The 21,539-nt window shown below is 60.1% G+C and carries 23 protein-coding genes; 16 read left to right on the top strand and 7 right to left on the bottom strand.

Going from position 1 to position 21,539, the window contains the following annotated elements; genetic code table 11:
- The first annotated feature begins 8 nt into the window (after window positions 1–8).
- From THALAR_RS10840 to THALAR_RS10825, 4 genes are all read left to right on the top strand, one after another.
- A complete protein-coding gene (locus THALAR_RS10840) occupies window positions 9–857 on the top strand; it encodes a fumarylacetoacetate hydrolase family protein (protein WP_021101600.1) in 849 nt (282 codons plus the stop codon).
- A complete protein-coding gene (locus THALAR_RS10835) occupies window positions 854–1,810 on the top strand; it encodes a 2-hydroxyacid dehydrogenase (RefSeq protein WP_021101599.1) in 957 nt (318 codons plus the stop codon). Before THALAR_RS10840 ends, THALAR_RS10835 begins: the two co-directional genes overlap by 4 nt.
- Before the next feature lie 80 nt (window positions 1,811–1,890).
- Window positions 1,891–2,979, top strand: coding sequence for a mandelate racemase/muconate lactonizing enzyme family protein (locus THALAR_RS10830; protein ID WP_021101598.1), 1,089 nt, complete (start codon window positions 1,891–1,893; stop codon window positions 2,977–2,979).
- Between the two features lie 146 nt (window positions 2,980–3,125).
- Complete coding sequence (locus THALAR_RS10825; protein ID WP_154666796.1) at window positions 3,126–3,554, top strand: cupredoxin domain-containing protein; 429 nt, start codon at window positions 3,126–3,128, stop codon at window positions 3,552–3,554.
- Between the two features lie 166 nt (window positions 3,555–3,720).
- On the opposite strand, the gene THALAR_RS10820 is transcribed toward THALAR_RS10825, so the two are convergent.
- Window positions 3,721–5,295 (bottom strand): bifunctional metallophosphatase/5'-nucleotidase, encoded by a 1,575-nt coding sequence (locus tag THALAR_RS10820; RefSeq protein WP_021101596.1) that lies wholly within the window; start codon window positions 5,293–5,295, stop codon window positions 3,721–3,723.
- A 144-nt stretch (window positions 5,296–5,439) separates the two neighbouring features.
- On the opposite strand from THALAR_RS10820, the gene THALAR_RS10815 reads away from it, so the two are divergent.
- Together THALAR_RS10815 and THALAR_RS10810 are read left to right on the top strand one after the other, a co-directional pair.
- Window positions 5,440–5,778, top strand: coding sequence for a DUF952 domain-containing protein (locus THALAR_RS10815; protein WP_040818517.1), 339 nt, complete (start codon window positions 5,440–5,442; stop codon window positions 5,776–5,778).
- Window positions 5,775–6,833 (top strand): quinone-dependent dihydroorotate dehydrogenase, encoded by a 1,059-nt coding sequence (locus tag THALAR_RS10810; RefSeq protein ID WP_040818402.1) that lies wholly within the window; start codon window positions 5,775–5,777, stop codon window positions 6,831–6,833. The genes THALAR_RS10815 and THALAR_RS10810 overlap by 4 nt, the downstream gene beginning before the upstream one ends.
- Here THALAR_RS10810 and THALAR_RS10805 read toward each other — a convergent pair.
- From THALAR_RS10805 to THALAR_RS10795, 3 genes are read right to left on the bottom strand one after another with little or no spacing between them, the layout of a single operon-like run.
- Window positions 6,830–8,137 (bottom strand): MATE family efflux transporter, encoded by a 1,308-nt coding sequence (locus THALAR_RS10805; RefSeq protein WP_021101593.1) that lies wholly within the window; start codon window positions 8,135–8,137, stop codon window positions 6,830–6,832. The genes THALAR_RS10810 and THALAR_RS10805 overlap by 4 nt on opposite strands.
- Window positions 8,130–8,621: a PaaI family thioesterase gene (locus tag THALAR_RS10800; RefSeq protein ID WP_021101592.1), complete on the bottom strand. Its 492-nt coding sequence runs from the start codon at window positions 8,619–8,621 to the stop codon at window positions 8,130–8,132. Before THALAR_RS10800 ends, THALAR_RS10805 begins: the two co-directional genes overlap by 8 nt.
- Window positions 8,622–8,624: 3 nt before the next feature.
- Window positions 8,625–9,086 (bottom strand): PaaI family thioesterase, encoded by a 462-nt coding sequence (locus tag THALAR_RS10795; RefSeq protein WP_021101591.1) that lies wholly within the window; start codon window positions 9,084–9,086, stop codon window positions 8,625–8,627.
- A gap of 126 nt (window positions 9,087–9,212) precedes the next feature.
- On the opposite strand from THALAR_RS10795, the gene THALAR_RS10790 reads away from it, so the two are divergent.
- The 9 genes from THALAR_RS10790 (at window position 9,213) to THALAR_RS10750 (ending at window position 17,339) form a co-directional block, all read left to right on the top strand.
- Complete coding sequence (locus THALAR_RS10790) at window positions 9,213–9,584, top strand: MerR family transcriptional regulator (protein ID WP_021101590.1); 372 nt, start codon at window positions 9,213–9,215, stop codon at window positions 9,582–9,584.
- Between the two features lie 251 nt (window positions 9,585–9,835).
- The gene (locus tag THALAR_RS10785; protein WP_021101589.1) at window positions 9,836–10,237 is read left to right on the top strand and encodes a MerR family transcriptional regulator; all 402 of its coding nucleotides are present in this window, start codon (window positions 9,836–9,838) and stop codon (window positions 10,235–10,237) included.
- A gap of 32 nt (window positions 10,238–10,269) precedes the next feature.
- Window positions 10,270–12,048, top strand: coding sequence for an acyl-CoA dehydrogenase C-terminal domain-containing protein (locus tag THALAR_RS10780; protein WP_021101588.1), 1,779 nt, complete (start codon window positions 10,270–10,272; stop codon window positions 12,046–12,048).
- Window positions 12,049–12,095: 47 nt separating this feature from the next.
- Complete coding sequence (locus THALAR_RS10775; protein ID WP_021101587.1) at window positions 12,096–12,308, top strand: hypothetical protein; 213 nt, start codon at window positions 12,096–12,098, stop codon at window positions 12,306–12,308.
- A gap of 83 nt (window positions 12,309–12,391) precedes the next feature.
- Window positions 12,392–13,018, top strand: a complete 627-nt coding sequence (locus THALAR_RS10770; protein WP_021101586.1) for a glutathione S-transferase family protein — start codon at window positions 12,392–12,394, stop codon at window positions 13,016–13,018.
- A gap of 73 nt (window positions 13,019–13,091) precedes the next feature.
- Window positions 13,092–13,577 carry a membrane protein insertion efficiency factor YidD gene (gene yidD, locus THALAR_RS10765; protein ID WP_021101585.1) on the top strand — a complete coding sequence of 162 codons (486 nt, stop codon included), beginning with the start codon at window positions 13,092–13,094 and terminating at the stop codon, window positions 13,575–13,577.
- A gap of 18 nt (window positions 13,578–13,595) precedes the next feature.
- Window positions 13,596–13,934 carry a hypothetical protein gene (locus THALAR_RS10760; protein WP_021101584.1) on the top strand — a complete coding sequence of 113 codons (339 nt, stop codon included), beginning with the start codon at window positions 13,596–13,598 and terminating at the stop codon, window positions 13,932–13,934.
- On the top strand, window positions 13,927–15,138 hold the full coding sequence (locus THALAR_RS10755) for an acetyl-CoA C-acetyltransferase (protein ID WP_021101583.1): 1,212 nt from the start codon (window positions 13,927–13,929) through the stop codon (window positions 15,136–15,138). The genes THALAR_RS10760 and THALAR_RS10755 overlap by 8 nt, the downstream gene beginning before the upstream one ends.
- 11 nt (window positions 15,139–15,149) lie before the next feature.
- A complete protein-coding gene (locus tag THALAR_RS10750; protein ID WP_021101582.1) occupies window positions 15,150–17,339 on the top strand; it encodes a 3-hydroxyacyl-CoA dehydrogenase NAD-binding domain-containing protein in 2,190 nt (729 codons plus the stop codon).
- 106 nt (window positions 17,340–17,445) lie between these two features.
- On the opposite strand, the gene THALAR_RS10745 is transcribed toward THALAR_RS10750, so the two are convergent.
- The 3 genes from THALAR_RS10745 to THALAR_RS10735 form a co-directional block, all read right to left on the bottom strand.
- Window positions 17,446–18,066 carry a Hint domain-containing protein gene (locus THALAR_RS10745; RefSeq protein ID WP_040818397.1) on the bottom strand — a complete coding sequence of 207 codons (621 nt, stop codon included), beginning with the start codon at window positions 18,064–18,066 and terminating at the stop codon, window positions 17,446–17,448.
- A gap of 107 nt (window positions 18,067–18,173) precedes the next feature.
- The gene (locus tag THALAR_RS10740) at window positions 18,174–18,818 is read right to left on the bottom strand and encodes a sulfotransferase family 2 domain-containing protein (protein ID WP_021101579.1); all 645 of its coding nucleotides are present in this window, start codon (window positions 18,816–18,818) and stop codon (window positions 18,174–18,176) included.
- Window positions 18,815–19,741, bottom strand: a complete 927-nt coding sequence (locus tag THALAR_RS10735) for a DMT family transporter (protein ID WP_021101578.1) — start codon at window positions 19,739–19,741, stop codon at window positions 18,815–18,817. The genes THALAR_RS10740 and THALAR_RS10735 overlap by 4 nt, the downstream gene beginning before the upstream one ends.
- Before the next feature lie 93 nt (window positions 19,742–19,834).
- Here THALAR_RS10735 and THALAR_RS10730 point away from each other — a divergent pair, with 93 nt between their 5' ends.
- Entirely contained in the window at window positions 19,835–21,460 is a 1,626-nt protein-coding gene (locus THALAR_RS10730; protein WP_021101577.1) for an AMP-binding protein, read from the top strand.
- Window positions 21,461–21,539: the final 79 nt, after the last annotated feature.

Below are 21,539 nucleotides of genomic sequence, written 5' to 3'. Positions count from 1 at the left end.
GATGCGAGATGAAACTGGTTCGATACGGAAAAAAAGGCGACGAAAAACCCGGTATGATTGATGCCGATGGTGTGCTGCGTGATCTGAGCGGCCATGTGAAGGATATCGACGGCGCACATCTGGGGGACGCGGTGCTACATGCGCTGAGCAAGGTGAAGCCTGACCACCTGCCCGAGGTCAAAGGCAACCCGCGCCTTGGGGCCTGCGTCGGCAATATCGGCAAGTTTTTGTGCATCGGGCTGAATTACTCGGACCACGCGGCAGAAACCGGCGCTGCGATCCCCGAGCATCCGATCCTGTTCTTCAAGGCGAACTCTGCCATCGTCGGGCCGAATGACGACGTGATCATGCCTCGCGGCTCCACCCATACGGATTGGGAGGTCGAGCTGGGTGTGGTCATTGGCAAGCAGTGCAAATACGTCTCTGAGGCCAATGCGCTGGACTATGTGGCGGGCTACTGCGTGGTCAACGACGTATCCGAGCGGCACTTTCAAACGCAGCTGACCGGCCAGTGGACCAAGGGCAAATCCTGCGACACCTTCGGGCCGACAGGGCCGTGGCTGGTGACCAGAGACGAGGTAGACGACGTGCAGAACCTTGCCATGTCGCTGGACGTGAACGGGAAGCGGATGCAGACCGGAAATACCAACACGATGATCTTCACAGTGGCGCAGATCATCGAGCATCTGTCCGGCCTGATGACGCTCTATCCGGGTGACGTGATCACCACAGGCACGCCGCCGGGTGTGGGCATGGGGATCAAGCCGGAGCCGGTATATCTGAAAAAGGGCGACGTGATGGAGCTAACCATTGAAGGCCTGGGCACGCAGCGCCAGACCGTGGGCGAAGACGCGTGAGCCAGCCGGAACTGTTGCAGATCGGCGGGGCCACCGCCGAGATGCGCGCGCGGCTGGATGCGGAATTCACCGTGCATGTGCTGTCGGAGATCGACGATTTCGACGCGTGGGCCGCCACGCATGGCGCGGGCGTCGAGGCGGTCATGACCAACGGGCATGACGGGGTTCCAGCGCATGTGATGGAGGCTCTGCCCAACCTGAAGGTCGTTTCGGGTTATGGCGTCGGCTATGACGCGGTCGACACGGATACCTGCGTGGCGCGGGGCATCAAGGTGTCGCACACGCCGAATGTGCTGAACGGCGAGGTGGCGAATACCACGCTGCTGCTGCTGCTGGCAGGTCTGCGCAACTTCCGGCATGACGAAGCGTGGGCGCGGTCGGGGGATTGGGAGGCAAAGGGCAACGCGCCGCTGTCGACCTCGCCCGATGGCAAGACGATCGGCATTCTTGGCTTGGGCCGTATCGGGCAGGAGATCGCGGACCGGCTATTCGTGTTCAACCCGGAAATCGTGTATCACACCCGCACCAGGAAAGACGTGCCCTATACCTACTACGCTGATCTGGTGGAGATGGCGCGGGCCTGCGACGTGCTGGTCTGCATCACACCGGGCGGGGCGTCGACGAACAAGATCGTGAACAAGGATGTGCTGGAGGCGTTGGGGCCGGAGGGCATGTTGATCAACGTCTCACGCGGCTCGGTCGTGGATGAGGATGCGTTGATCGCGGCCTTGGACAGCGGCAAGTTGGGGATGGCCGGATTGGACGTGTTCGAGCGGGAGCCGCATATACCGGACGCGCTGAAGGCGTCGGACCGGACGGTGTTGCTGCCGCATGTCGGCTCTGCCACGCATGAGACGCGGGCGGCGATGGGGGCGCTGACTGTGGACAACCTGTTGCAGTGGAAAGCGGACGGGACGGTGAAGACGCCTGTGCCGGAATGTGCGCATCTGTGAGGTCAATGAGCCTTCGGCCCGACATTTTTTGATGGGGGCTCTGCCCCCAAACCCCCGAGGTATCTGAGGAAAAAAGAAGCATGAAGATTGCGGCGGTCGAAGTGCGGTTGTTCCACATACCTCTGGACGAGGTTCTGGTGGATGCCAAGCATGGCGATCACCACTTCTTCCAGCTTGTAACGGCAACCGTGCGGTTGGAGAATGGCTCGGAAGGGACCGGATACACCTATACCGGCGGCAAAGGTGGCACGGCGATTGCGGCGATGATCCGTGACGACCTGGCGCCGTATTTGATGGGGCAAGATGCGAGCGAGGTCGAGGCACTATATGACGCGATGCAGTGGCATGTTCATTACGTGGCGCGGGGCGGGATTGCGTCCTTCGCCATTTCCGCCGTGGATATTGCATTGTGGGATTTGCGCGGCAAGGCGCGTGGCGCGCCGCTTTGGCAAATGGCGGGTGGCGCGTCGGACCGGTGCCGCGCCTATGGCGGCGGGATTGACCTGGGGTTCCCGCTGCCCAAGCTGTTGGACAGCGTTCAGGCCTTTCTGGATCGCGGATTGAATGCGGTGAAGATCAAGATCGGGCAACCGACGCTGACCGAAGATTTGGAGCGCATCAGCGCGGTTCGGGAGATGATCGGACCGGATATAGGGTTTGCGGTCGATGCCAACTACTCGATGACGTTGGAGCAGGCGATTGAGGCGGCGCTTGCCTTCAAGCCCTTTGACCTGATGTGGTTCGAGGAGCCGACGATCCCCGACGACTACAAGGGCTTTGGCCGCATTGCCGAGGCGACAGGGATACCGCTGGCGATGGGGGAGAACCTGCACACGATCCATGAGTTCGAGTATGCCGTGGCGGATGCCAGGTTGAGTTATCTGCAGCCAGACGCCTCCAACTGCGGCGGGATTACCGGTTGGCGTCAGGTGGCGGCGCTGTGTCGCGAGCATGGAATACCGCCCTGCTCGCACGGGATGCAGGAGTTGCATGTGAGCCTTGTGGCCGCCCAACCCAATGCGGGCTGGATCGAGATGCACTCGTTTCCTATTGAGCAATATACGAAACGGCCCGTGGTGATCGAGGATCATCTGGCGGTCGCACCGGACACACCTGGTATTGGTGTGGAGTTCGACTGGGGCCGACTGACACCTTACGAGCAGGCGTAAGCCGCTTGCCTTTGTCTTGGAATTGGCAACGAGCTGTTTCCAAACAACGGGACTAGTGCCCAAGAATCGCCCAATTCATTTGTCATTAACTGACCCCAGATATTTGGCGAGAGGTCGCCGACAGGTAACCCGTGAGGAATTGAACCATGCGTAAATTTGTAGTGAGCTGTGCAGCATGTGCTGTAGCCTTGTCAGCCGGAATGGCCGGTGCAACCGGCGATGTCGGCGAAGGTGATGTCGGAGTCATCGATCCGATGGACGAGCGGCGCGTTGACATCAAAGGTGGCGTTTTCTTCCCTCCGATGGTTTTGGCCGCGGCTGGTGAGACAGTTTTCATCCGCAACGAAGAAGATACCGTCCATGACGCGACAGCGATCGACGGCACCTGGACGACCGGGCCCATTCAGCCAGGGCAAGTGGTCTCGGTGCTTGTCGGCGCAGAGATGGCTTTGTGCTTCGAGTCGAGCTACAATGCGGAATATAAAGGCGCTTTCGGATCGCCCGAAACGGGCGAAGCGCCAGAGTGCTTCGAGCTGTCCGGCGCCGGTGATGGCGACAATCCTGTTCAGGAATGATCTTCTCATAAGTCATGCAAAAAAAGCCCCGCCAGACACGGCGGGGCTTTTTTCGTTTGCACAGTGATGGTCCCTGTCGCCATTAGCAAGTCACGCTCAAGACTTTGACTGGCGTGCCGCATTGGTTTGGGGCAAATGCGGCGGACAGTATCCGCCGCGCCTGCTATCATTTCTTGACGATACGACCGTCAGTGTAGGGCTTAACCGGCCCCGTTTCGGCCATGTACTCAGCCAGTACGTCCGCGACGTCAGGCCCGAAATCATAGGCGTTTTGCGCTGTCGTGAACATGCTGAAGCCGTCACCGCCGCCGCGCACGAAGTTGTTAGAGACCAGCTTATAGGTGGCCTCCGGGTCGATTGGCACCCATGCGTCACCCTCCTTCACCGAGACATCCTGAATGCGGCCCTCGTTCGGTGCGACGGATGGGTCCCAGCTGAATTGCAGCCCTGCCACCTGCGGGAAGCGGCCCTTTACCTCTTCGACCTGGCTTACGCCATTCTCCAGAGCGTCGATCACCGTCTGGCCCGATACCTCGAACGTGGATAGCGTGTTCTGGAACGGCAACACGGTCAGCACCTCGCCCATGGTCACCTCGCCCGCGTCGATGGATGCGCGGATGCCGCCGGAGTTGGCGAATGCGATCGTCACGCCCTGATCCTTGACGCGATCGAGCATGGCATCGGCGATCAGGTTGCCCATCGAGCATTCCTCGACGCGGCAGACGTCGCGGTCGCCGACAATGGCGTCAGCCGCCTCGGCCACGACCTCGTTGCGGATTTCATCCAGTGGTTGTGCAAGCTCGGACACACGCGCAACGATGGCATCGTCCTCGACAACCTTGCCGTCGATCAGCAGCGGCTCGCCCTGTGCTTCCATCACTTTCCCCTCATCATCGAAGGTCACGTTCAACTCGCCCAGAAACTTGCCGTAAGCATAGGCCTGTACGATAGCCGTATCGCCGACCGTGACTGGATAAATGTCAACGGCGTTTTCCTGCGTGTTGGACAACAGCGTGTTCGAGTGGCCACCTACAATGACATCAACGCCGGTTGTGTTGGCGGCAATCACTTTGTCGACCTCGAAGCCGGAATGGCTGAGCACGATGATCTTGTTCACACCCTGCTCGGTCAGTTTGTCGACCTCACCCTGCACTGCCTCGGACGGATCGGTGAAGATGATGTTCTTGCCGGGCGACGCGAGATCAGGCGTGTCTTGCGGCGTCAGGCCGATCAGGCCCAGCTTTTCGCCGCCGCGCTCGATCACTGTGGACTTCATCAGCTTGTCGGCCAGCGCAGGCTCGCCGGACACATCGGCGTTGGACATGAGGACCGGGAATTCGACCGAATCCATGAAGCCGGCCAGAACTTCCGGGCCGTCGTCGAATTCATGGTTGCCGACGGTCATGGCATCATATTGCAGGCCGTTCATCATCTCGGCCGCGACCTTGCCTTTGTAGTAGGTGTAGAACAGCGTGCCCTGGAACTGGTCACCGCCATCCACAAGAATGGCGTTATTGGAGCGTGACCGCGCGTCTTTGACGACATTCACCAGACGCGCCCAGCCGCCGAAACACTCGCCCGCGGTGTTGTCCTCGGCAGAGCAGCCGGAGTCGTACTTGCTGATAGGCTCGAACCGGGCGTGGAAGTCGTTTGTGTGCAGGATAGTCAGCGAATAGTCGGCTGCGGCGATCCCTGATGTCAGGGTCAGCGCGGCAGCGCTTGCGAGAAGGGTCTTGAGCATTTGGTTGGTCCCCCAATTGAATAACTGAAACCAGAGTGGCGCTATTGCCGCGCGGAGTCAAAGGCCAGTCGCAGGATTGCGCAACGTCATCTTCGGGACGCTCTATGACTTGACCAGCCGACAGGCAGCGGGCATGTGGGCGGCATGCTGATTTACAAGATATTCCGAGAGCACGAGTTTGCCGATCTGCTCAAAAACGGCGAAACGCAAGGGGCACCGATTGATGTCGCCGACGGCTATGTTCATTTGTCGACTGGCGATCAGGTTGCCAGCACTCTTGCCAAGCATTTCGCGGGTGAAAGCGGCCTGACGCTATTGGCAGTTGAAGCCGACTCACTGGGGGGCGATCTAAAATGGGAAGTGTCACGCGGCAACTCGCTGTTTCCGCATCTTTATCGCGCTCTGACGACTGACGATGTGGTTTGGTACAAGCCGCTGAAGGATTCGGACCACCCGTCCGGCTTCACCCCGATCTGGATATGAGAATGTTGGAACGTCTGGTGCTTGCGGGCATGCACCGCGTTGACCCGGAGCGTGCTCACGGGCTGGCAATCGGCGCCTTGAAGTTAGGCTTGGGCACCGGAAACGGCCCCGTGCGTACGCCCCGTTTGAAGACGTCGCTTGCCGGAATGGAGCTAGCCAACCCCGTCGGCCTCGCGGCAGGCTTCGACAAGAACGCCGAAGTGGTCGGCCCGCTGGCACAGGCGGGGTTCGGCTTCATCGAAGTCGGAGCCGCTACCCCGCGTCCGCAGCCCGGCAACCCGAAGCCACGTCTTTTCCGGCTGACCGAGGACCAAGCGGCAATCAACCGTTTCGGCTTCAATAATGAGGGCATGGACGTGATCGCCAAGCGCCTTCGGTCGCGCGTGGTCGGCGTGCCGGTCGGTCTCAACCTAGGGGCGAACAAGGACAGCAAGGACCGCGCGAAGGATTTTGCGACCGTCCTGCGCCACTGCGGGCCACATGTGGATTTTGCGACCGTCAATGTGTCCTCGCCCAACACGGAGAAGCTACGCGATCTTCAGGGGCGCGCGGCCCTGTCGGCGCTTCTGGCGGGCGTGATGGAGGCGCGGTCCGAGTTACGGACAGCGATCCCGGTGTTCCTGAAAATCGCCCCTGATCTGGACGACGACGCGCTGGCCGAAATCGCTGAAGTCGCGCTTGAGGCGGGCCTTGCGGGAATTATCGCGACCAATACCACACTGTCGCGCGACGGACTGAAATCTCCCCATAAGAACGAAGCGGGCGGATTGTCCGGCCAGCCCTTGTTCGAGAAAAGCACGCGTGTTCTGGCACGCCTGTCGGAACTGCTGGACGGGAAAGTGCCGCTGGTTGGCGTCGGCGGCGTCGGGTCTGCGGAGCAGGCCTATGCCAAGATCCGTGCCGGAGCCTCGGCAGTGCAGATATATACAGCGATGGTTTATGGCGGGTTGTCATTGGCAGGCGAGATCGCCACGGGACTGGACGCATTGCTGGAACGCGACGGGTTTGCAACGGTCGCAGACGCAGTTGGCACCGGACGCGGCGACTGGCTCTAGGCGGCTTCCGCCTCCAGTGCGGGGTATTTCAGACCCAAAGTTACCCCACGGGCCACGAACATAATCAGCAGGCTCAGCCACAACCCGTGATTGCCCAGAAACGGCATCAGAACCGCCAGCGACACGGCATAGACGGCGAAGGACACTGCCATCATGTTGCGCATGTCGCGGGTGCGGGTCGCACCGATGAAGACTCCGTCCAGCATCCATGCCGCCACGCCGACCACCGGGGCGAATATCATGTAGATAAGATAGGTTCGCGCCTCGGTCTGGACCTCGGGCGCTGTGGTCATGATGTCGATGATCGTGCCGCCGAACACCGCAAATGACAACGCCAGTCCGATGGTGACAATCAGCCCCCAGAAAGACGCCAGATAGGCGCCACGCCGCAACCGCAGCCGGTTGCGTGCGCCGAAGGCCTGACCGACCAGCGCCTCTGCCGCGAAGGCGAAGCCGTCAAGCGCATAGGCGGTGATGTGCAGAAATTGCAGCAGGATCTGGTTGGCGGCCAGTGTCACGTCGCCGAAATCCGCACCGAAGAACAAAAAAGAGATGAAGGCGGCTTGCAGGAGGACAGAACGCACCATGATGTCTGTGTTGACCGCCGCCATGCGCTTGAGCCTTGTCCGATCAAACACGCGCGGCCAGTCTTTCCAAGCGGGCGAGGCAAACGCATCGCGACACAGCCACAAACCCAACGCCAGGCCGGACCATTCTGCAAGAAAGGTTGCGAAGGCCACGCCCTCGACGCCCCAGCCGAGTTGCAGGACAAACACCAAGTCGAGCACGATATTCAGCCCGTTCATCCACACCTGCATGACGAGCACCGCACGGGTTCGTTCCAACGCAATCAGCCAGCCGGTGATGCCGTATATCGCAATCGCCGCTGGTGCGGAGAAGACGCGGATGCTCATGTAGTCCCGGGCGAGGCTTTCGACCTCGGGGCTGGCGGGTGAAAGCTTGAACGCGCCCCAGAAAAGCGGGATTTGCAAAGACATGATGACCAGCCCCGCCGCGACGCCGATCATCAGCGAGCGCGACAGCATGGCCGAAACTTCGCCCGTCTGCCCTGCCCCGTGCGCCTGCGCGGTCAGCCCGGCTGTCCCCATGCGCAGAAAGCCGAACAGCCAGTAGAGCCCGGACAAAATGATCGCCCCGATCCCGACTGCGCCGATGGGAGCAGCCAGCCCCATCTGGCCAACCACGCCGGTATCGACCGCCCCCAGAATGGGGACGGTGGCGTTGGAGATAACGATGGGAATGGCGATCTTCAGGACGCGCCGATGCGTCAGGTTGTCAGCCATCTTCGCGGGGTGGCATCAGGAAATGGCCTGTGGCTTGCGCGAAAATGCGGTCGTGGTTGTCCTGCCATGCCTCGACATGCACCGAGGCGTAGCGCCGACCGGAGCGGTTCACCCGTGCGCGTGCATAGGCGTCGCGCGGCAGGCCGGTGCGCAGGTAGTCTACGGTGAAGTCGATGGTCTTGGGCATCGGTGGCAGGGTGTCGCCGTTTAGCTTGCCCTCCTCCATGTCGGACCATTGGGAGGACCATGTCAGCTCGATGATCGAGGTGATCTCCAGAAACGCGGCGGTAACGCCGCCATGGATGGCTGGCAGCAGCGGATTGCCGATCAGGTCTTCGCGGTAGGGCAAAACGGCGGTCAGCTCGTCGCCGCGTCGGTCGAACTGCACGCCCAGATACTGGATATAGGGCACGCTTTGCACCAGACGGCGCAAGGCGGCGTCGCGGCGGGTCTTGATAACCTGAACGGGTTCGGGTTTGCGCATGGTTCAGGCCTCCTTGGCACGCTGGAACGTGAACGCCCCTGTCGCGGCGGCGACGGGGTTGTCATCGTCGTCGTCCAAGGCTGTCGCCCTCACAAAGGCCACGGCGCGGGTAACGTGATAGCATTCCGCGCGTGCGCGGATGCGCTGGCCGGGTGTCGCGGCGCGCATGTAGTCGATGCGCAGGTCAATCGTGGCCGTGCCGACCGGCGCATCAGGATGCGACATCACCGCCGCCCCGCCGCAGGTATCCATCAACGCCGACACCGCGCCGCCGTGAATAACACCCGTTGAGGGGTTGCCGACGAAACGTTCGTCATAAGGCATGGAGATGATGGCGATGCCCTCGCCGATCTCCTCCAGCTCCATCCCCAAGGCGCGGGAATGGGGAATGGCTTCGATGAACTGGCGGGCGAGCTTGGTGCGGTCTGTCTTGCTGGTCATGGCCACATCTGTGGCAGCTTTCATCAGCCGATCCAAGAGACGGCGTACCGGCAAGGTGGAAAATTTGGTAGCAAAGGCGGCTGGATTGGCGCGGACAGCTATGCGATGGTAACCCCATCGCCACTTGTTTCAAGGGAATGGGTCATAGTCATGGCATCTGACAATCGCCTCACTTTCAAGGAAATGTGCGCTGAGTTCGATGTGACGCCCCGCACGCTTCGCTATTACGAGTATATTGAGTTGCTCAGCCCCGAGCGCGATGGCCGCGCCCGGTATTACCACCCGCGCGAGGTGGCACGGATGAAGCTGATCATGCGTGGCCGAAAGTTCGGGTTCTCACTGGAAGACATCCGGCAATGGCTGGACCTCTATGATGCCGACCCGGAAAACCGCGTGCAAATGGAGGCGTGGATCAAACTGGCAGACCAGCAACTTGGCGAACTCGACAACAGACGAAAGCAGATTGACGAGTCAATCGCGGAACTTCGGGCCTTGCGCGATCAGGTCGCCAAGGGGCTCTGACCCAGCCACACGAAATCATGCGCACCCCTTATTTTAAGAAGGTTGCGGGGAAATTTGCGCCACTTTCGTCAAAATTCAAAGCGCTTTGGCTTTTCGAAAATTGCGCGAAACCGACCCTTACCTTTCCTTACATTACGTCACCCTGCCTCTGACGCCACGTTACATTTACGTTAACGTCAACAATGCTTGTAAGGTGAGGGGACGACCAACCATGTCCATCACATCGAAACCGCGAAGTGGAGGACACCACAATGACTGAGGAAACCATGACCATTCGAGAAATGTGCGATGCTTTCGGGGTCACCCCGCGCACCTTGCGTTTCTACGAAGCCAAGGAGCTGCTGTTCCCGATCAGGGAAGGCCAGCGCCGACTATTCACCAAACGTGACCGCGCCCGGCTGAAGCTGATCCTGCGCGGCAAGCGCTTCGGGTTCTCGCTGGAGGAAATCCGCCAGCTTCTGGACCTGTACAACATTGGCGACCAGCAGGCGACGCAGTTGGCGCTGACCTATGAAGTCGGCCAGAAGCGTCTGTCTGACATGATCAAGCAGCGCGACGAGCTAAATGAAGCCATTGAAGAGCTGACGGCTCAACTGAACTGGGGCGAGAAGATGATCGCATCGCTCCACATGCCAAAGGCAGCAAACAGCTAACCCCGAATTCCAACTTTCGCAGAGAGACACACATGCCCAGCTACACCGCTCCAGTAAAAGACATGCAATTCGTTCTCCATGACGTCCTGAAAGTGACCGAACAGGACATCCCCGGCTATGACGAATTGGAGGCCGATTTCACCTCCGCCATTCTGGAAGAGGCGGGCAAAATCTCGTCCGAAGTGTTGCAGCCGCTGAACGTGGTGGGCGACAAAGAGGGCTGCGTGTTGGAAAACGGGGTCGTCCGCACGCCTACAGGTTTCAAGGAAGCCTTCGAGCAGATGAAAGAAGGCGGCTGGACCGCGCTGGATTGCGACCCTGAATATGGCGGCCAAGGCATGCCGTATATCATGGGCACCGCGGTGGGCGAGATGATGGTCTCGGCCAACATGGCGTTCAACATGTATCAGGGCCTGACCCACGGCGCCTATTCCGCCATCCACGCCCATGGCACGGACGAGCAGAAAGCCACGTATCTGCCCAAAATGGTCAGCTGCGAATGGACCGGCACCATGAACCTGACCGAGCCGCATTGCGGCACCGATCTGGGCCTGATGCGCACCAAAGCCGCGCCGCAGGACGACGGAAGCTACAAAATCACCGGCCAGAAGATCTTCATCTCGGCGGGCGAGCATGATCTGGCCGACAACATCATCCATCTGGTGCTGGGCAAAATCGAAGGTGGGCCGGAAGGCATCAAGGGCGTGTCGCTGTTCATCGTTCCGAAGTTCCTTGTGAATGAAGACGGCTCGCTTGGCGCGCGCAACGGCGTGTCCGTCGGCTCCATCGAGGAAAAGATGGGCATCCACGGCAACTCCACCTGCGTGATGAACTATGACGAGGCCACCGGCTACCTGCTGGGAACCGAGCACAAAGGCATGCGTGCCATGTTCACGATGATGAACGAAGCGCGTCTGGGTGTGGGGTTGCAAGGCTACGCGCAAGCCGCCGTCGCCTACGAGAACGCGGTGATCTACGCAAATGACCGCCTGCAAGGACGTGCCGTGACCGGTGCAGAAAACCCTGACGGACCGGCCGACCCACTGATCGTGCACCCCGACATTCGCCGCAACCTGATGGACCAGAAATCCTTTGTGGAAGGAGCCCGCGCGTTCACCTTCTGGGGCGCGCATCTGATCGACCGCCATGTGCGTGGTGGCGACGAGGCGGCTGACGGCCTGATCTCGCTGCTGACACCCGTTATCAAGGGCTTCCAGACCGACAAGGGTTTTGAGTATGCAGTTGCGGCGCAGCAAGTCTATGGCGGCCACGGCTATATCGAAGAATGGGGCATGTCCCAATTCGCCCGCGATGCCCGGATTGCGATGATCTATGAGGGTGCCAATGGCGTGCAAGCGCTCGATCTGGTTGGCCGCAAGCTGGCGCAGGACGGCGGCAAGCATGTGATGGCGTTCTTTGATCTGGTGAAGAGCTTCATCAAGGAAAATGCTGGCAACGAGGACTACGACAAAGCTTTCCTTGAGCCATTGAAAGCCGCATCGAAAGACCTGCAAGCCGCGGGCATGTACTTCATGCAGAACGGCATGAAGAACCCGAACCATGCCTTGGCTGGCTCATACGACTTCATGCATATGTTCGGCCATGTCTGCCTTGGCCTGATGTGGGCGAAGATGGGCAAAGCTGCGATGGATGCCCTGGAGGGCGGCGCATCGGACAAGGCGTTCTACGAGACCAAGATCGCGACCGGCAAATACTACATGGCCCGCCAACTGCCAGCGACCGGCATGCATCTGGCCCGCATCGAGAGCGGGGCCGATACGGTTATGGCGCTCGACGCGGCGAATTTCTAAGGTGGCGGCGGGGTAAACCCCGCCCTACCCATTTTTCGGAGACGCCAATGCCCAAACGCCTGAAACTGACCCGCCGTGTAAATATCGCTATGACCGAAGACGCATGGCGCAAGTTGAAGAAGTTCAGCGCGGAGGCGGGATTGGACGAAGGCGAGGCACTGTCGTTTCTGTTCGAGAATTTCAGCAGCGTGACGGATGAAAGCAACCTCACCCACCGCCTTCGGATCTTCAATTCCGAGCTGGAGGCGCGGAAAAAGTAACGGCGCGCGGTTTGCGAGGTTGGATGCCTCCGGCGGGAATATTTCTGCCAAGATGAAATCACAGGGTTAAGGGAGATCCGGCGATGACAGCGAAACTTTACTGCTTTGGCGAAAGCGGCAATGCCTACAAGGCGGCGCTGACTATGGATCTGGCCGGGTTCGACTACGAGCAGGTCTTTGTGGATTTCTTCAAAGGGGAGGCCCGCACTGACGCGTTCAAGGCAATCAACCCCATGGGCGAAGTGCCGGTGCTGGTTGATGGCGATATGACGCTGACCCAATCCGGTGTGATCCAGCAATTTGTTGTGGACCAAACGGGCAAGCTGGGTGGCACTGCGGCGGACAAATACGAAGTGCTGCGGTGGGTTCTTTGGGACAACCACAAGCTGTCCTCGCAGGCGGGCATGACACGGTTTTTGATGCACTTCCTGCCCGAAGATAAACGTCCGCATGAGGTGATCGCGTTCATGCAAGGGCGCCTGAAGGCGGCCTACAGCGTGCTGGACGCCCACCTAGCGGGGAGGGACTGGGTGGCAGGCGACAGCCTGACCGTCGCGGATCTGTCCTGCTGCGGCTACCTGTTCTACGAGGAGCCGTTCGGGTTTGACCGCGCCGAGTGGCCGAATATTGACGCATGGTTGACGCGTATCAGTGAAACGCCGGGCTGGAAGCACCCCTATGATTTGATGCAACGGGCGTTGCCTGCATGATCGCACGCACCAACATTTTGCTGGATATCCGCTGTCTTGACCGCAATTATGCGCGTCAAGAAACGGAGAAGTCATGTTCAGCAAAATGGCCCTTGGTGGCATCTGGGCCTACCAGCAATACCTGTCGCCAAACAAAGGTTTCCGCTGCGCATACGCGGTGCGTCATGGCGGCACGGGCTGTTCCGGCTACACCAAACATGCGATCCGCGCTCTTGGGCTGTGGCGGGCACTGCCAGCCATCCGCCAGCGTTTTCGGGACTGTCGCGCAGCACACATGGCCATCAAGGCGGACTGCGTCTGCAATCAGGCACCGCTCGACGAAGACGAGCGCGCCGAGTTGGACCGCCGCCGCCGCGACGACAGATGGTACAACAAATGCGACTGCTGTAGCGCTGGCGCCTGCGAATGCGGCTCCGCTCCGCTTGGCTGTTTTGGCCGCACGGGCGCAAGCAAAGCCGCGGCCAGCAAAGGTTGCGATGTCAATCCGTGTGACGGGGATATCGGCTTTGGTGGCTGTGACTGCGCGTCCTGCGACTGTGGGGGCTGCTCCTGCGGCTAGTGCCTTGGAGGGTCAGATATGATCCTCGCAGCATTCATCATCGGCATGGCCCTGTGTGGCGTCACCCTTGCGCTGATCCGCGCGGAGGACACGTTCGACAAGTTCGGCTCTGCCGCTGCGATGTTTTCCGCGTGGTGCGCCTTCGGCATGTTGCTGATGGCGGGTGTTTACGGCTTGGGGCTGGTTTTGCCCGCAATTGCAGGCGGCATCGTGCTGGCGCTGCGAACTCAGAAATTCGGCCAACGGCTTGGTGCCTTGGCCTCGTACAAACTCCCGTTCGGGGTTGGGGCGCTGGTTTGCAGCGTTGTGGCCTGGATCGGGGTCCTGAATCTAATGGAGGATATTCCCTATGGCTGAAGCCTATATCTATGACGCCGTGCGCAGCCCGCGCGGCAAGGGCCGCAAAGACGGCAGCTTGCACGAGGTGACCGCGGCGCGTCTGTCTGCAAACATCCTGAACGCAATCAAAGACCGCAACGGCCTTGAGGGCCACGCGGTCGAGGACGTGATCTGGGGCAACGCAACGCAAGTGATGGAGCAAGGCGGCTGCCTTGCGCGGACTGCCGTTTTGGCGTCCGAGCTCGATCAGCGCATTCCTGGTCTGTCGATTAACCGTTTCTGCGCATCTGGCATGGAAGCTGTGAACCTTGCGGCCAACCAGATCAAGGGCGGCGCGGGCGATGGCTACATCGCGGGCGGCGTGGAGATGATGGGCCGCGTTGCCATGGGCTCTGACGGGGCGGCGATTGCGGTGGACCCTTCGATTGCCATGGAGACCTATTTTGTGCCACAGGGCATTTCGGCTGACATCATCGCAACCGAGTATGGCTTCACCCGCGAGCAGGCCGACGCTTTGGGTGTCGAAAGCCAGCGCCGTGCCAAAGCGGCGTGGGACGACAATCGTTTTGCCAAGTCGATCATCACGATCCGCGACCAGAACGGTTTGGAAATCCTGAGCCATGACGAATACATGCGGCCCCAGACCGACATGCAGAGCCTCGGCGGTCTGAACCCTGCGTTCCAAGCCATGGGCGAGGTGATGCCGGGCTTCGATAAAGTCGCGCTGATGAAGTACCCGCATCTGGAGAAGATCAACCACATCCATCACGCGGGGAACTCGTCGGGCATCGTGGACGGCTCTGCTGCTGTGCTGATCGGCTCCAAGGAGTTCGGTGAAGCACACGGGCTGAAGCCCCGCGCGCGCATCCGTGCGACGGCCAAGATCGGCACGGACCCGACCATCATGCTGACAGGTCCGGTTCCGGTAACCGAGCATATCATGAAGCAATCGGGCATGAGCATTTCCGACATTGACCTGTTCGAGGTCAATGAGGCGTTCGCCTCCGTTGTGCTGCGTTTCATGCAGGCCTTTGATGTGGATGACAGCAAGGTCAATGTGAACGGTGGTTCAATTGCGATGGGTCACCCGCTGGGAGCCACCGGCGCGATCATAATCGGCACGCTGCTGGACGAGCTGGAGCGTGCGGACAAAGAGGTGGGCCTCGCCACGCTCTGCGTCGCCTCCGGCATGGGTGCCGCCACCATCATCGAACGCGTTTGAGGATTAGGGATATGACTGACTTCACTATGAAAACAGACGCTGACGGCGTCGCGACAATCACTTGGGACACCGTTGGAAAGTCCATGAACGTGATGAACCAGCAAGGGTTTTACGACCTTGATGCGCTGGTTGATCAGGCGCTGGCGGATGATGCCGTCAAGGGCATCATCATCACATCCGGCAAGCCGGACAGCTTTGCGGGCGGGATGGACCTCAACATCATCGCGAAGATGAAGGAAAGCGCGGGCGACAACCCGGCGCAGGGCCTAATGGACGGGCTGATGGCGACCCATGCTGTCCTGCGCAAGATCGAGCGCGGAGGCATGGACGACAAGAACAAGGGCGGCAAGCCGATTGCCTGCGCCATGCAAGGCACCGGCCTTGGCATTGGCTTCGAGATCCCGCTGGCGTGTCACCGCATCTTCGTGGCCGACAATCCGAAGGCCAAGATCGGCCTTCCCGAAATCATGGTCGGCATTTTCCCCGGCATGGGCGGCACCACCCGCGTGACCCGTATGCTGGGCGCGATGGGCGCCTCGCCGTTCCTGCTGGAAGGCAAGCTGTCCAATCCGCAGAAGGCCAAGGCCGCTGGTTTGGTCCACGAGGTTGTGCCTGCCGACGAGCTGTTGTCTGCCGCGAAAGAATGGGTTCTGTCCGAGCCGAAGATTGTGAAACCATGGGACGAGAAGGGCTACAAAATGCCAGGCGGCGCGCCGTATCACCCCGCAGGCTTCATGACCTTTGTTGGCGCATCCGCTATGGTCAACGGCAATACCAAAGGGGTCTACCCTGCCGCCAAAGCGTTGCTGTCTGCGGTCTATGAAGGTGCAATGGTACCGTTCGACACCGCCCTGAAGATCGAGGCGCGCTGGTTCACCCACGTGTTGTTGAACCCAAGCTCCGCCAACATGATCCGAACGCTTTTCATCAACAAGGAAGCGCTGGAAAAAGGTGCTGTGCGCCCCGACGTGCCGGACGAGAAGGTCAAGAAGGTCGGCATCATCGGCGCGGGCATGATGGGGGCTGGCATCGCGCTGGTATCTGCCATGGCAGGCATCGAAGTGATATTGATCGACGCGAAGCAGGAGTCGGCAGACAAGGGCAAAGCCTACACCGCTGACTACATGGACAAGGGCATCGCGCGCAAGAAAGCGACGCCGGAGAAGAAAGAGGCCGCGCTGGCCCTGATCACCGCGACAACCGATTACGCCGCGCTGAAAGGCTGCGATTTGATCGTGGAAGCCGTTTTTGAGGACGTCGGCGTCAAAGCCGAGGTGACCAAGAAGGTGCAAGCCGTGGTCGGCCCAGACTGCATCTTTGCCACCAACACCTCGACCCTGCCGATCACCGAGCTGGCGAAAGCCTCCGAGAGCGCCGAGAATTTCATCGGCATCCACTTCTTCTCGCCCGTCGAGAAGATGATGCTGGTCGAGATCATCAAGGGCAAAAGCACGGGCGACCGCGCGGTGGCCAAGGCGTTGGACTTCACGCGCCAGATTCGCAAAACGCCGATTGTGGTCAACGACGCGCGGTTCTTCTACGCCAACCGCTGCATCATCCCCTACATCAACGAGGGCATCCGCATGGTCAAAGAAGGCGTGAAGCCTGCTTTGATCGAGAACGCGGCGAAACTGGTTGGTATGCCTTTGGGGCCGCTGCAACTGGTGGACGAGACCTCTATCGACTTGGGTGTAAAGATCGCCAAGGCCACCAAGGCCGCCATGGGCGACGCGTATGACGACGCGGTGGACGAGCTGTTGTTCTGGATGGCCGACGAGGGTCGCTTGGGCCGTAAGACCAACGCGGGCTTCTACGAGTATGACGACAAGGGCAAACGCCAGTTGCTGTGGGATGGCCTCGCCGCCAAATACCCCGTGGCCGACGACCAACCCGACCTAATCGAGGTGCAAAACCGCCTGTTGTTCGCGCAGGTGCTGGAGGCTGTGCGTGCCATTGAGGAAGATGTGCTGATGGACATCCGCGAAGGTGACGTCGGCGCCATTCTGGGCTGGGGCTTTGCGCCTTGGTCCGGCGGGCCGCTGTCATGGCTCGACATGGTCGGCACGCCTTGGGCGGCGGAAACCACGAATGCGTTGGCCGACAAATACGGCGAACGGTTCAAGGCACCCGACCTGTTGGAGGATATGGCAAAGAAGAACCAAAGCTTCTACGGCCGGTTCGATCCCGCAAAAGCAGCCTGATAGGAACACGAGAAAGCCCGGCACACCGCCGGGCTTTTTTTGTTGAATGGGCCCAATTTCTCGCTGAGAAGTTCAATCCCAAGTTTCTAAGAAACTTGGTGCCGCCTTAAATCCAACCCGCCGCCACTGGACGAGCGCGGCTCTTCCGATCGGCCTCACCCATGTTGCGCACAAGCAGACGCGACTGGCGGTCATTCAAGGGCGTGAAACGTTGCAACCCGTTTGGCGCAGGAATGTCGATGAAAACGCCGCCTTCGACGACCAGCGTTTGCGCGTCCTCAAAACGGATTGTCACGTGGGTCAGCTCACCTTTTACGCGAGCGCGGGCGATGCCGCGATAGCCGATCAGCGTTTCGGCCCGCACGGTCACACAAGCCTCGCCGAACAAGACGCCGGCGGCGTCGTGCTCAATCACCAGACGCGTATCGGGGGACACCAGCATCGCATGTTCGTTTCCGATGGCACCTTCAGGCACCAACAGAGGCCACTGACCTGCATTCGCCCGGGCCGAGGTCAGAGACAGCGTCGACACCTCAAGCTGCGTAATGACTTGTTCACCATTTTCAGCGGTCAGGACTTTGTCGCCAACCGACAATTGCTCTACCGGCGTCCAACGGTGACGCGTGGCAATTTTTGTGCCTGCGAAAATACCCGCGCTCGGAGCGATCGAGAGAACCAGTGGTTCGATGTTGGTGGTTTTGCGGCTGGATTTGAAAAACATGTCCATCACCTGTCGGTTTGTTTCTAATTCAGGTGACGTTGCGATCAGCCCGCGTCAGGGATTGGACCGCAAAAAGGTCATTTTTTGGCGAATTGTGTTCGAATTGAGAACAATCAAAACCGATAGTTGAAACGCGCAATATCAGATGCACAAATCTCGGTGACAAGATCGCGGTCGGCGGAGCTGTATTCGCCGCGGTAATCGCCGCGCTCAGAGCGGTTGCTATGGGGGAACGCACCCAGCTTGCAGCCGATCAGCGTCTCCAGTTTGGGCAGATCTTCGTCCAGATGCTCCAGTCTTACGAACAATGCGCAGTGTTCATGACCGCTCGCAGGGGTGACGTAGGAGCCGTAAGGCGACGCCCGAAGGGACGCCACCGTCTGAGGATGGTTCAGGAAATCACTGAAATCGAGTTGTTGCGCCAGTTCCACCGCCGGATGCTCGAACGACTGGACGCGCAACCAATGATAGTAGCTCACCACGCGATCCCATGGGTTGCGGACCATGGTGAAGACGTTCGCAGCCTCGATCTGGGTCTCCGACACCAGCCCGACAATGTCGCGCAACGTGGAGTGTTTCCACAACCGTCCCGCCGCCCGCACATCACGCACCCGTCTCCGGCGCTTCAGCGCCTTTGGCGTGTCACCCAGCATGATGTCGTCGGCCTTCGCCTTCCCCTCAAGCGCCAGCGCCATGGAGGTGCCGCCGGTCTTCGGGATATGCACAAAGATGTAATTCCGGCCCGGCGAGATAATCATGCAGCCCCGCTGCGCTTGATGATGACCACTCCGGCAGCAATAATGAACGCCATGCCCAAAAGCGCAAAGGCGTCCGGCACCTGCCCCCAAAGCATGTAGCCCCAGAATGCTGCCGCGACGATAAACGCGTATTCAAACACCGCAACGTGGCTCGCCTCGGCCAAAAGGTAGGCGCGAAATAATGACCCGATCCCAATCACCGAGACCACTGCCTGCCAGAAGGTCCAGAACAGCGCGTCGCTTGTCCATGTTTGCAAGCCGGTGCCGAAAAAGCCGTCAATCGCAGGGTCTGTGACCGTGCCCGCCAGCACGAGCAGACCGACTACGCCGAACAATCCGGACGTTCCGAAAAACCCCGCGACCAGCACGGCCTCATTTTCGTCGGCACAGTAGCGCCGCGTGGCGACTGCCCCCAAGGCGTAAAGTAGCCCCGCAAAGAGCGGGACGACATTCAACACGCTGAGCGTGTCGCCAGACGGACGAAGCACAAGCAGCACCCCGGCAAAGCCGAGTGTGACCGCCAGCCACCTCCACTTCCCGATTTCGGCACCGTAAAAGCCCCAAGAGATGAGCACTACGAAAATGGGTGAGCTCAACAACCCCGCCGCCACCTGCGACACGGGCATCGTTGCTGTCGCGCCGAAATAGAGCATCATCGCAGACGCGATGCAAAAGGACCGCCACGCCACCGCACGCCAGCTACGCGGCCGCAGGCGCCAGCCCATCAGCACTGCCAGTGGCAGCAACCCCGCAAGAATCATCGCCGAACGGGCTGCATGGAACTGCCACAGCCCTATGTCACGCGCGATCACCGGCACGAAGTTGTCGATGAAGGCAAGGCAGCTCATTCCGAACACGGCCAGCATGGCGGCTTGGCGGGGATCGTAGCGTGTTGGCAAAGGGTGCCCCGTGTCGGTTGTCATGCCATTTCCCCTCGTCACGGATTTTTTCTTCCCAAGCGCATCTTGCTTCGGCAAGGTTCGGTGGCAGAGTTGCCTGCAACGGAGGAAAAGACAATGGGCTGGATGTCGGATGAAACAGGGCTGGACAAGCGCACTGCGAACTACGTTCCGCTCACGCCATTGTCGCACCTGCAACGCGCCCGCACAGCGTTCCCGACGCGGGAGGCGTTGGTATATGGCACCCGCCGATTGACCTATACGGAATACCACGCCCGCGTGTCCCGCCTCGCCTCCGCCCTTGCCAAACGTGGCATCGCTCCCGGCGACGTAGTCGCAACCCTCATCCCCAACCTGCCCGCGCAGGCGGAGGCGCATTTCGGCGTGCCTGCCTGCGGGGCTGTGCTGAATACCATCAACACACGTCTGGACACCGGAACCGTCGCCTACATCTTCGAGCATGGCGAAGCGAAAATCGTCCTGTGCGACACCCAGTTTCTGCCACTTGCCGAAGCCGCCAAGGCGGCTTGCGAGGGCGAAGGCCCCGAGATTATCGAAATACCCGACGACCAAGCGGGCTATCCCGCCACTGGCCGCCATGTAACCTATGAGGATTTGCTGTCCGAAGGCGACCCGGATGCGCCTTGGCACATGCCCGAAGACGAGTGGGAAAGCCTCGCCCTCAACTACACCTCCGGCACCACGGGACGGCCAAAAGGCGTCGTCTACCACCATCGCGGGGCCTATCTGATGACCATGGGGACGGTGGTGTCATGGCGGATGCAACTCTACCCGAAGTTCCTTGCGATCGTGCCGCTGTTCCACTGCAACGGCTGGAACCATACTTGGATGATGCCGGTTCTGGGCGGGGCGGTGCATTGCTGCCGCGATATCACCGCCGAGGCGATCTACACCGCCATTGCGGACGAAGGCGTGACCCATTTCGGCGGCGCACCCATTGTGCTGAACATGCTGGTGAACGCGCAGCCCGAGGCGCGCAAGACCTTCGACCACACCGTCGAGGTCTTTACCGCAGGCGCCCCCCCTGCCCCTGCGACACTGGCGGCGATAGAGGCACTCGGGTTCAACGTCACGCATGTCTATGGCCTGACCGAGACCTATGGCCATGTCACCGAATGCCTGTGGAACCCCGATTGGGACGCGCATGATGATCCCGACAAGGCCGCCATGAAAGCGCGTCAGGGCATCGCGATGCCGATGATGGAATATGTTACGGTCGTCGATGAGCACAACCGCCAAGTCCCTATGGACAAGACCACCCAAGGCGAAATCGTCATGCGTGGAAATTCCGTGATGAAGGGATATTTCAAGAACCCGCAAGCCACCGAGGAAGCCTTCGCAGGCGGCCATTTCCATTCAGGCGACATTGCGGTGCAACACCCTGACACACATATCCAGATCGCCGATCGCGCCAAGGACATTATCATCTCCGGCGGCGAAAACGTATCCAGCGTGGAGGTCGAGGGCGTGCTGATGTCCCACCCTGCCGTCTCGCTCTGTGCAGTGGTGGCCAAGCCCGACGCCAAATGGGGCGAGGTGCCGTGCGCATTCGTCGAACTGAAATCGGGGGCACAAGCGACCGAGGCCGACCTTATCGACCACGCCCGCGCACAATTGGCTGGATTCAAAACGCCCAAACTGGTGGTCTTCCAAGAGCTTCCCAAGACGTCCACCGGCAAGATCCAGAAGTTCGAGCTGCGGGAACTGGCGAAAATGCTCTAAGGGTTGTCCGGTATTGATCCGCCGCAACGCGAGATCTCTCAAAAGTTGCTAACCTTCTCCGGTATTCAGAAGGATGTAA

It is taken from the genome of Litoreibacter arenae DSM 19593 (assembly GCF_000442275.2).
In the GTDB taxonomy this organism is placed as follows: domain Bacteria; phylum Pseudomonadota; class Alphaproteobacteria; order Rhodobacterales; family Rhodobacteraceae; genus Litoreibacter; species Litoreibacter arenae.
Note: the sequence above shows the minus strand (reverse complement) of the source record. Positions and strands in the feature narration are given on the sequence as shown.

Bases quoted from the DNA above. Each gene is read 5' to 3' on its own strand.
- THALAR_RS10755 (WP_021101583.1), top strand. From the start codon at position 13,927: ATGGCTGAAGCCTATATCTATGACGCCGTGCGCAGCCCGCGCGGCAAG.
- THALAR_RS10740 (WP_021101579.1), bottom strand. From the start codon at position 18,818: ATGATTATCTCGCCGGGCCGGAATTACATCTTTGTGCATATCCCGAAG.
- THALAR_RS10785 (WP_021101589.1), top strand. From the start codon at position 9,836: ATGACTGAGGAAACCATGACCATTCGAGAAATGTGCGATGCTTTCGGG.
- THALAR_RS10735 (WP_021101578.1), bottom strand. From the start codon at position 19,741: ATGACAACCGACACGGGGCACCCTTTGCCAACACGCTACGATCCCCGC.
- THALAR_RS10760 (WP_021101584.1), top strand. From the start codon at position 13,596: ATGATCCTCGCAGCATTCATCATCGGCATGGCCCTGTGTGGCGTCACC.
- THALAR_RS10730 (WP_021101577.1), top strand. From the start codon at position 19,835: ATGGGCTGGATGTCGGATGAAACAGGGCTGGACAAGCGCACTGCGAAC.
- THALAR_RS10805 (WP_021101593.1), bottom strand. From the start codon at position 8,137: ATGGCTGACAACCTGACGCATCGGCGCGTCCTGAAGATCGCCATTCCC.
- THALAR_RS10820 (WP_021101596.1), bottom strand. From the start codon at position 5,295: ATGCTCAAGACCCTTCTCGCAAGCGCTGCCGCGCTGACCCTGACATCA.
- yidD (WP_021101585.1), top strand. From the start codon at position 13,092: ATGTTCAGCAAAATGGCCCTTGGTGGCATCTGGGCCTACCAGCAATAC.
- THALAR_RS10775 (WP_021101587.1), top strand. From the start codon at position 12,096: ATGCCCAAACGCCTGAAACTGACCCGCCGTGTAAATATCGCTATGACC.
- THALAR_RS10770 (WP_021101586.1), top strand. From the start codon at position 12,392: ATGACAGCGAAACTTTACTGCTTTGGCGAAAGCGGCAATGCCTACAAG.
- THALAR_RS10790 (WP_021101590.1), top strand. From the start codon at position 9,213: ATGGCATCTGACAATCGCCTCACTTTCAAGGAAATGTGCGCTGAGTTC.
- THALAR_RS10830 (WP_021101598.1), top strand. From the start codon at position 1,891: ATGAAGATTGCGGCGGTCGAAGTGCGGTTGTTCCACATACCTCTGGAC.
- THALAR_RS10780 (WP_021101588.1), top strand. From the start codon at position 10,270: ATGCCCAGCTACACCGCTCCAGTAAAAGACATGCAATTCGTTCTCCAT.
- THALAR_RS10750 (WP_021101582.1), top strand. From the start codon at position 15,150: ATGACTGACTTCACTATGAAAACAGACGCTGACGGCGTCGCGACAATC.
- THALAR_RS10745 (WP_040818397.1), bottom strand. From the start codon at position 18,066: ATGGACATGTTTTTCAAATCCAGCCGCAAAACCACCAACATCGAACCA.
- THALAR_RS10815 (WP_040818517.1), top strand. From the start codon at position 5,440: ATGCTGATTTACAAGATATTCCGAGAGCACGAGTTTGCCGATCTGCTC.
- THALAR_RS10800 (WP_021101592.1), bottom strand. From the start codon at position 8,621: ATGCGCAAACCCGAACCCGTTCAGGTTATCAAGACCCGCCGCGACGCC.
- THALAR_RS10825 (WP_154666796.1), top strand. From the start codon at position 3,126: ATGCGTAAATTTGTAGTGAGCTGTGCAGCATGTGCTGTAGCCTTGTCA.
- THALAR_RS10840 (WP_021101600.1), top strand. From the start codon at position 9: ATGAAACTGGTTCGATACGGAAAAAAAGGCGACGAAAAACCCGGTATG.
- THALAR_RS10795 (WP_021101591.1), bottom strand. From the start codon at position 9,086: ATGAAAGCTGCCACAGATGTGGCCATGACCAGCAAGACAGACCGCACC.
- THALAR_RS10810 (WP_040818402.1), top strand. From the start codon at position 5,775: ATGAGAATGTTGGAACGTCTGGTGCTTGCGGGCATGCACCGCGTTGAC.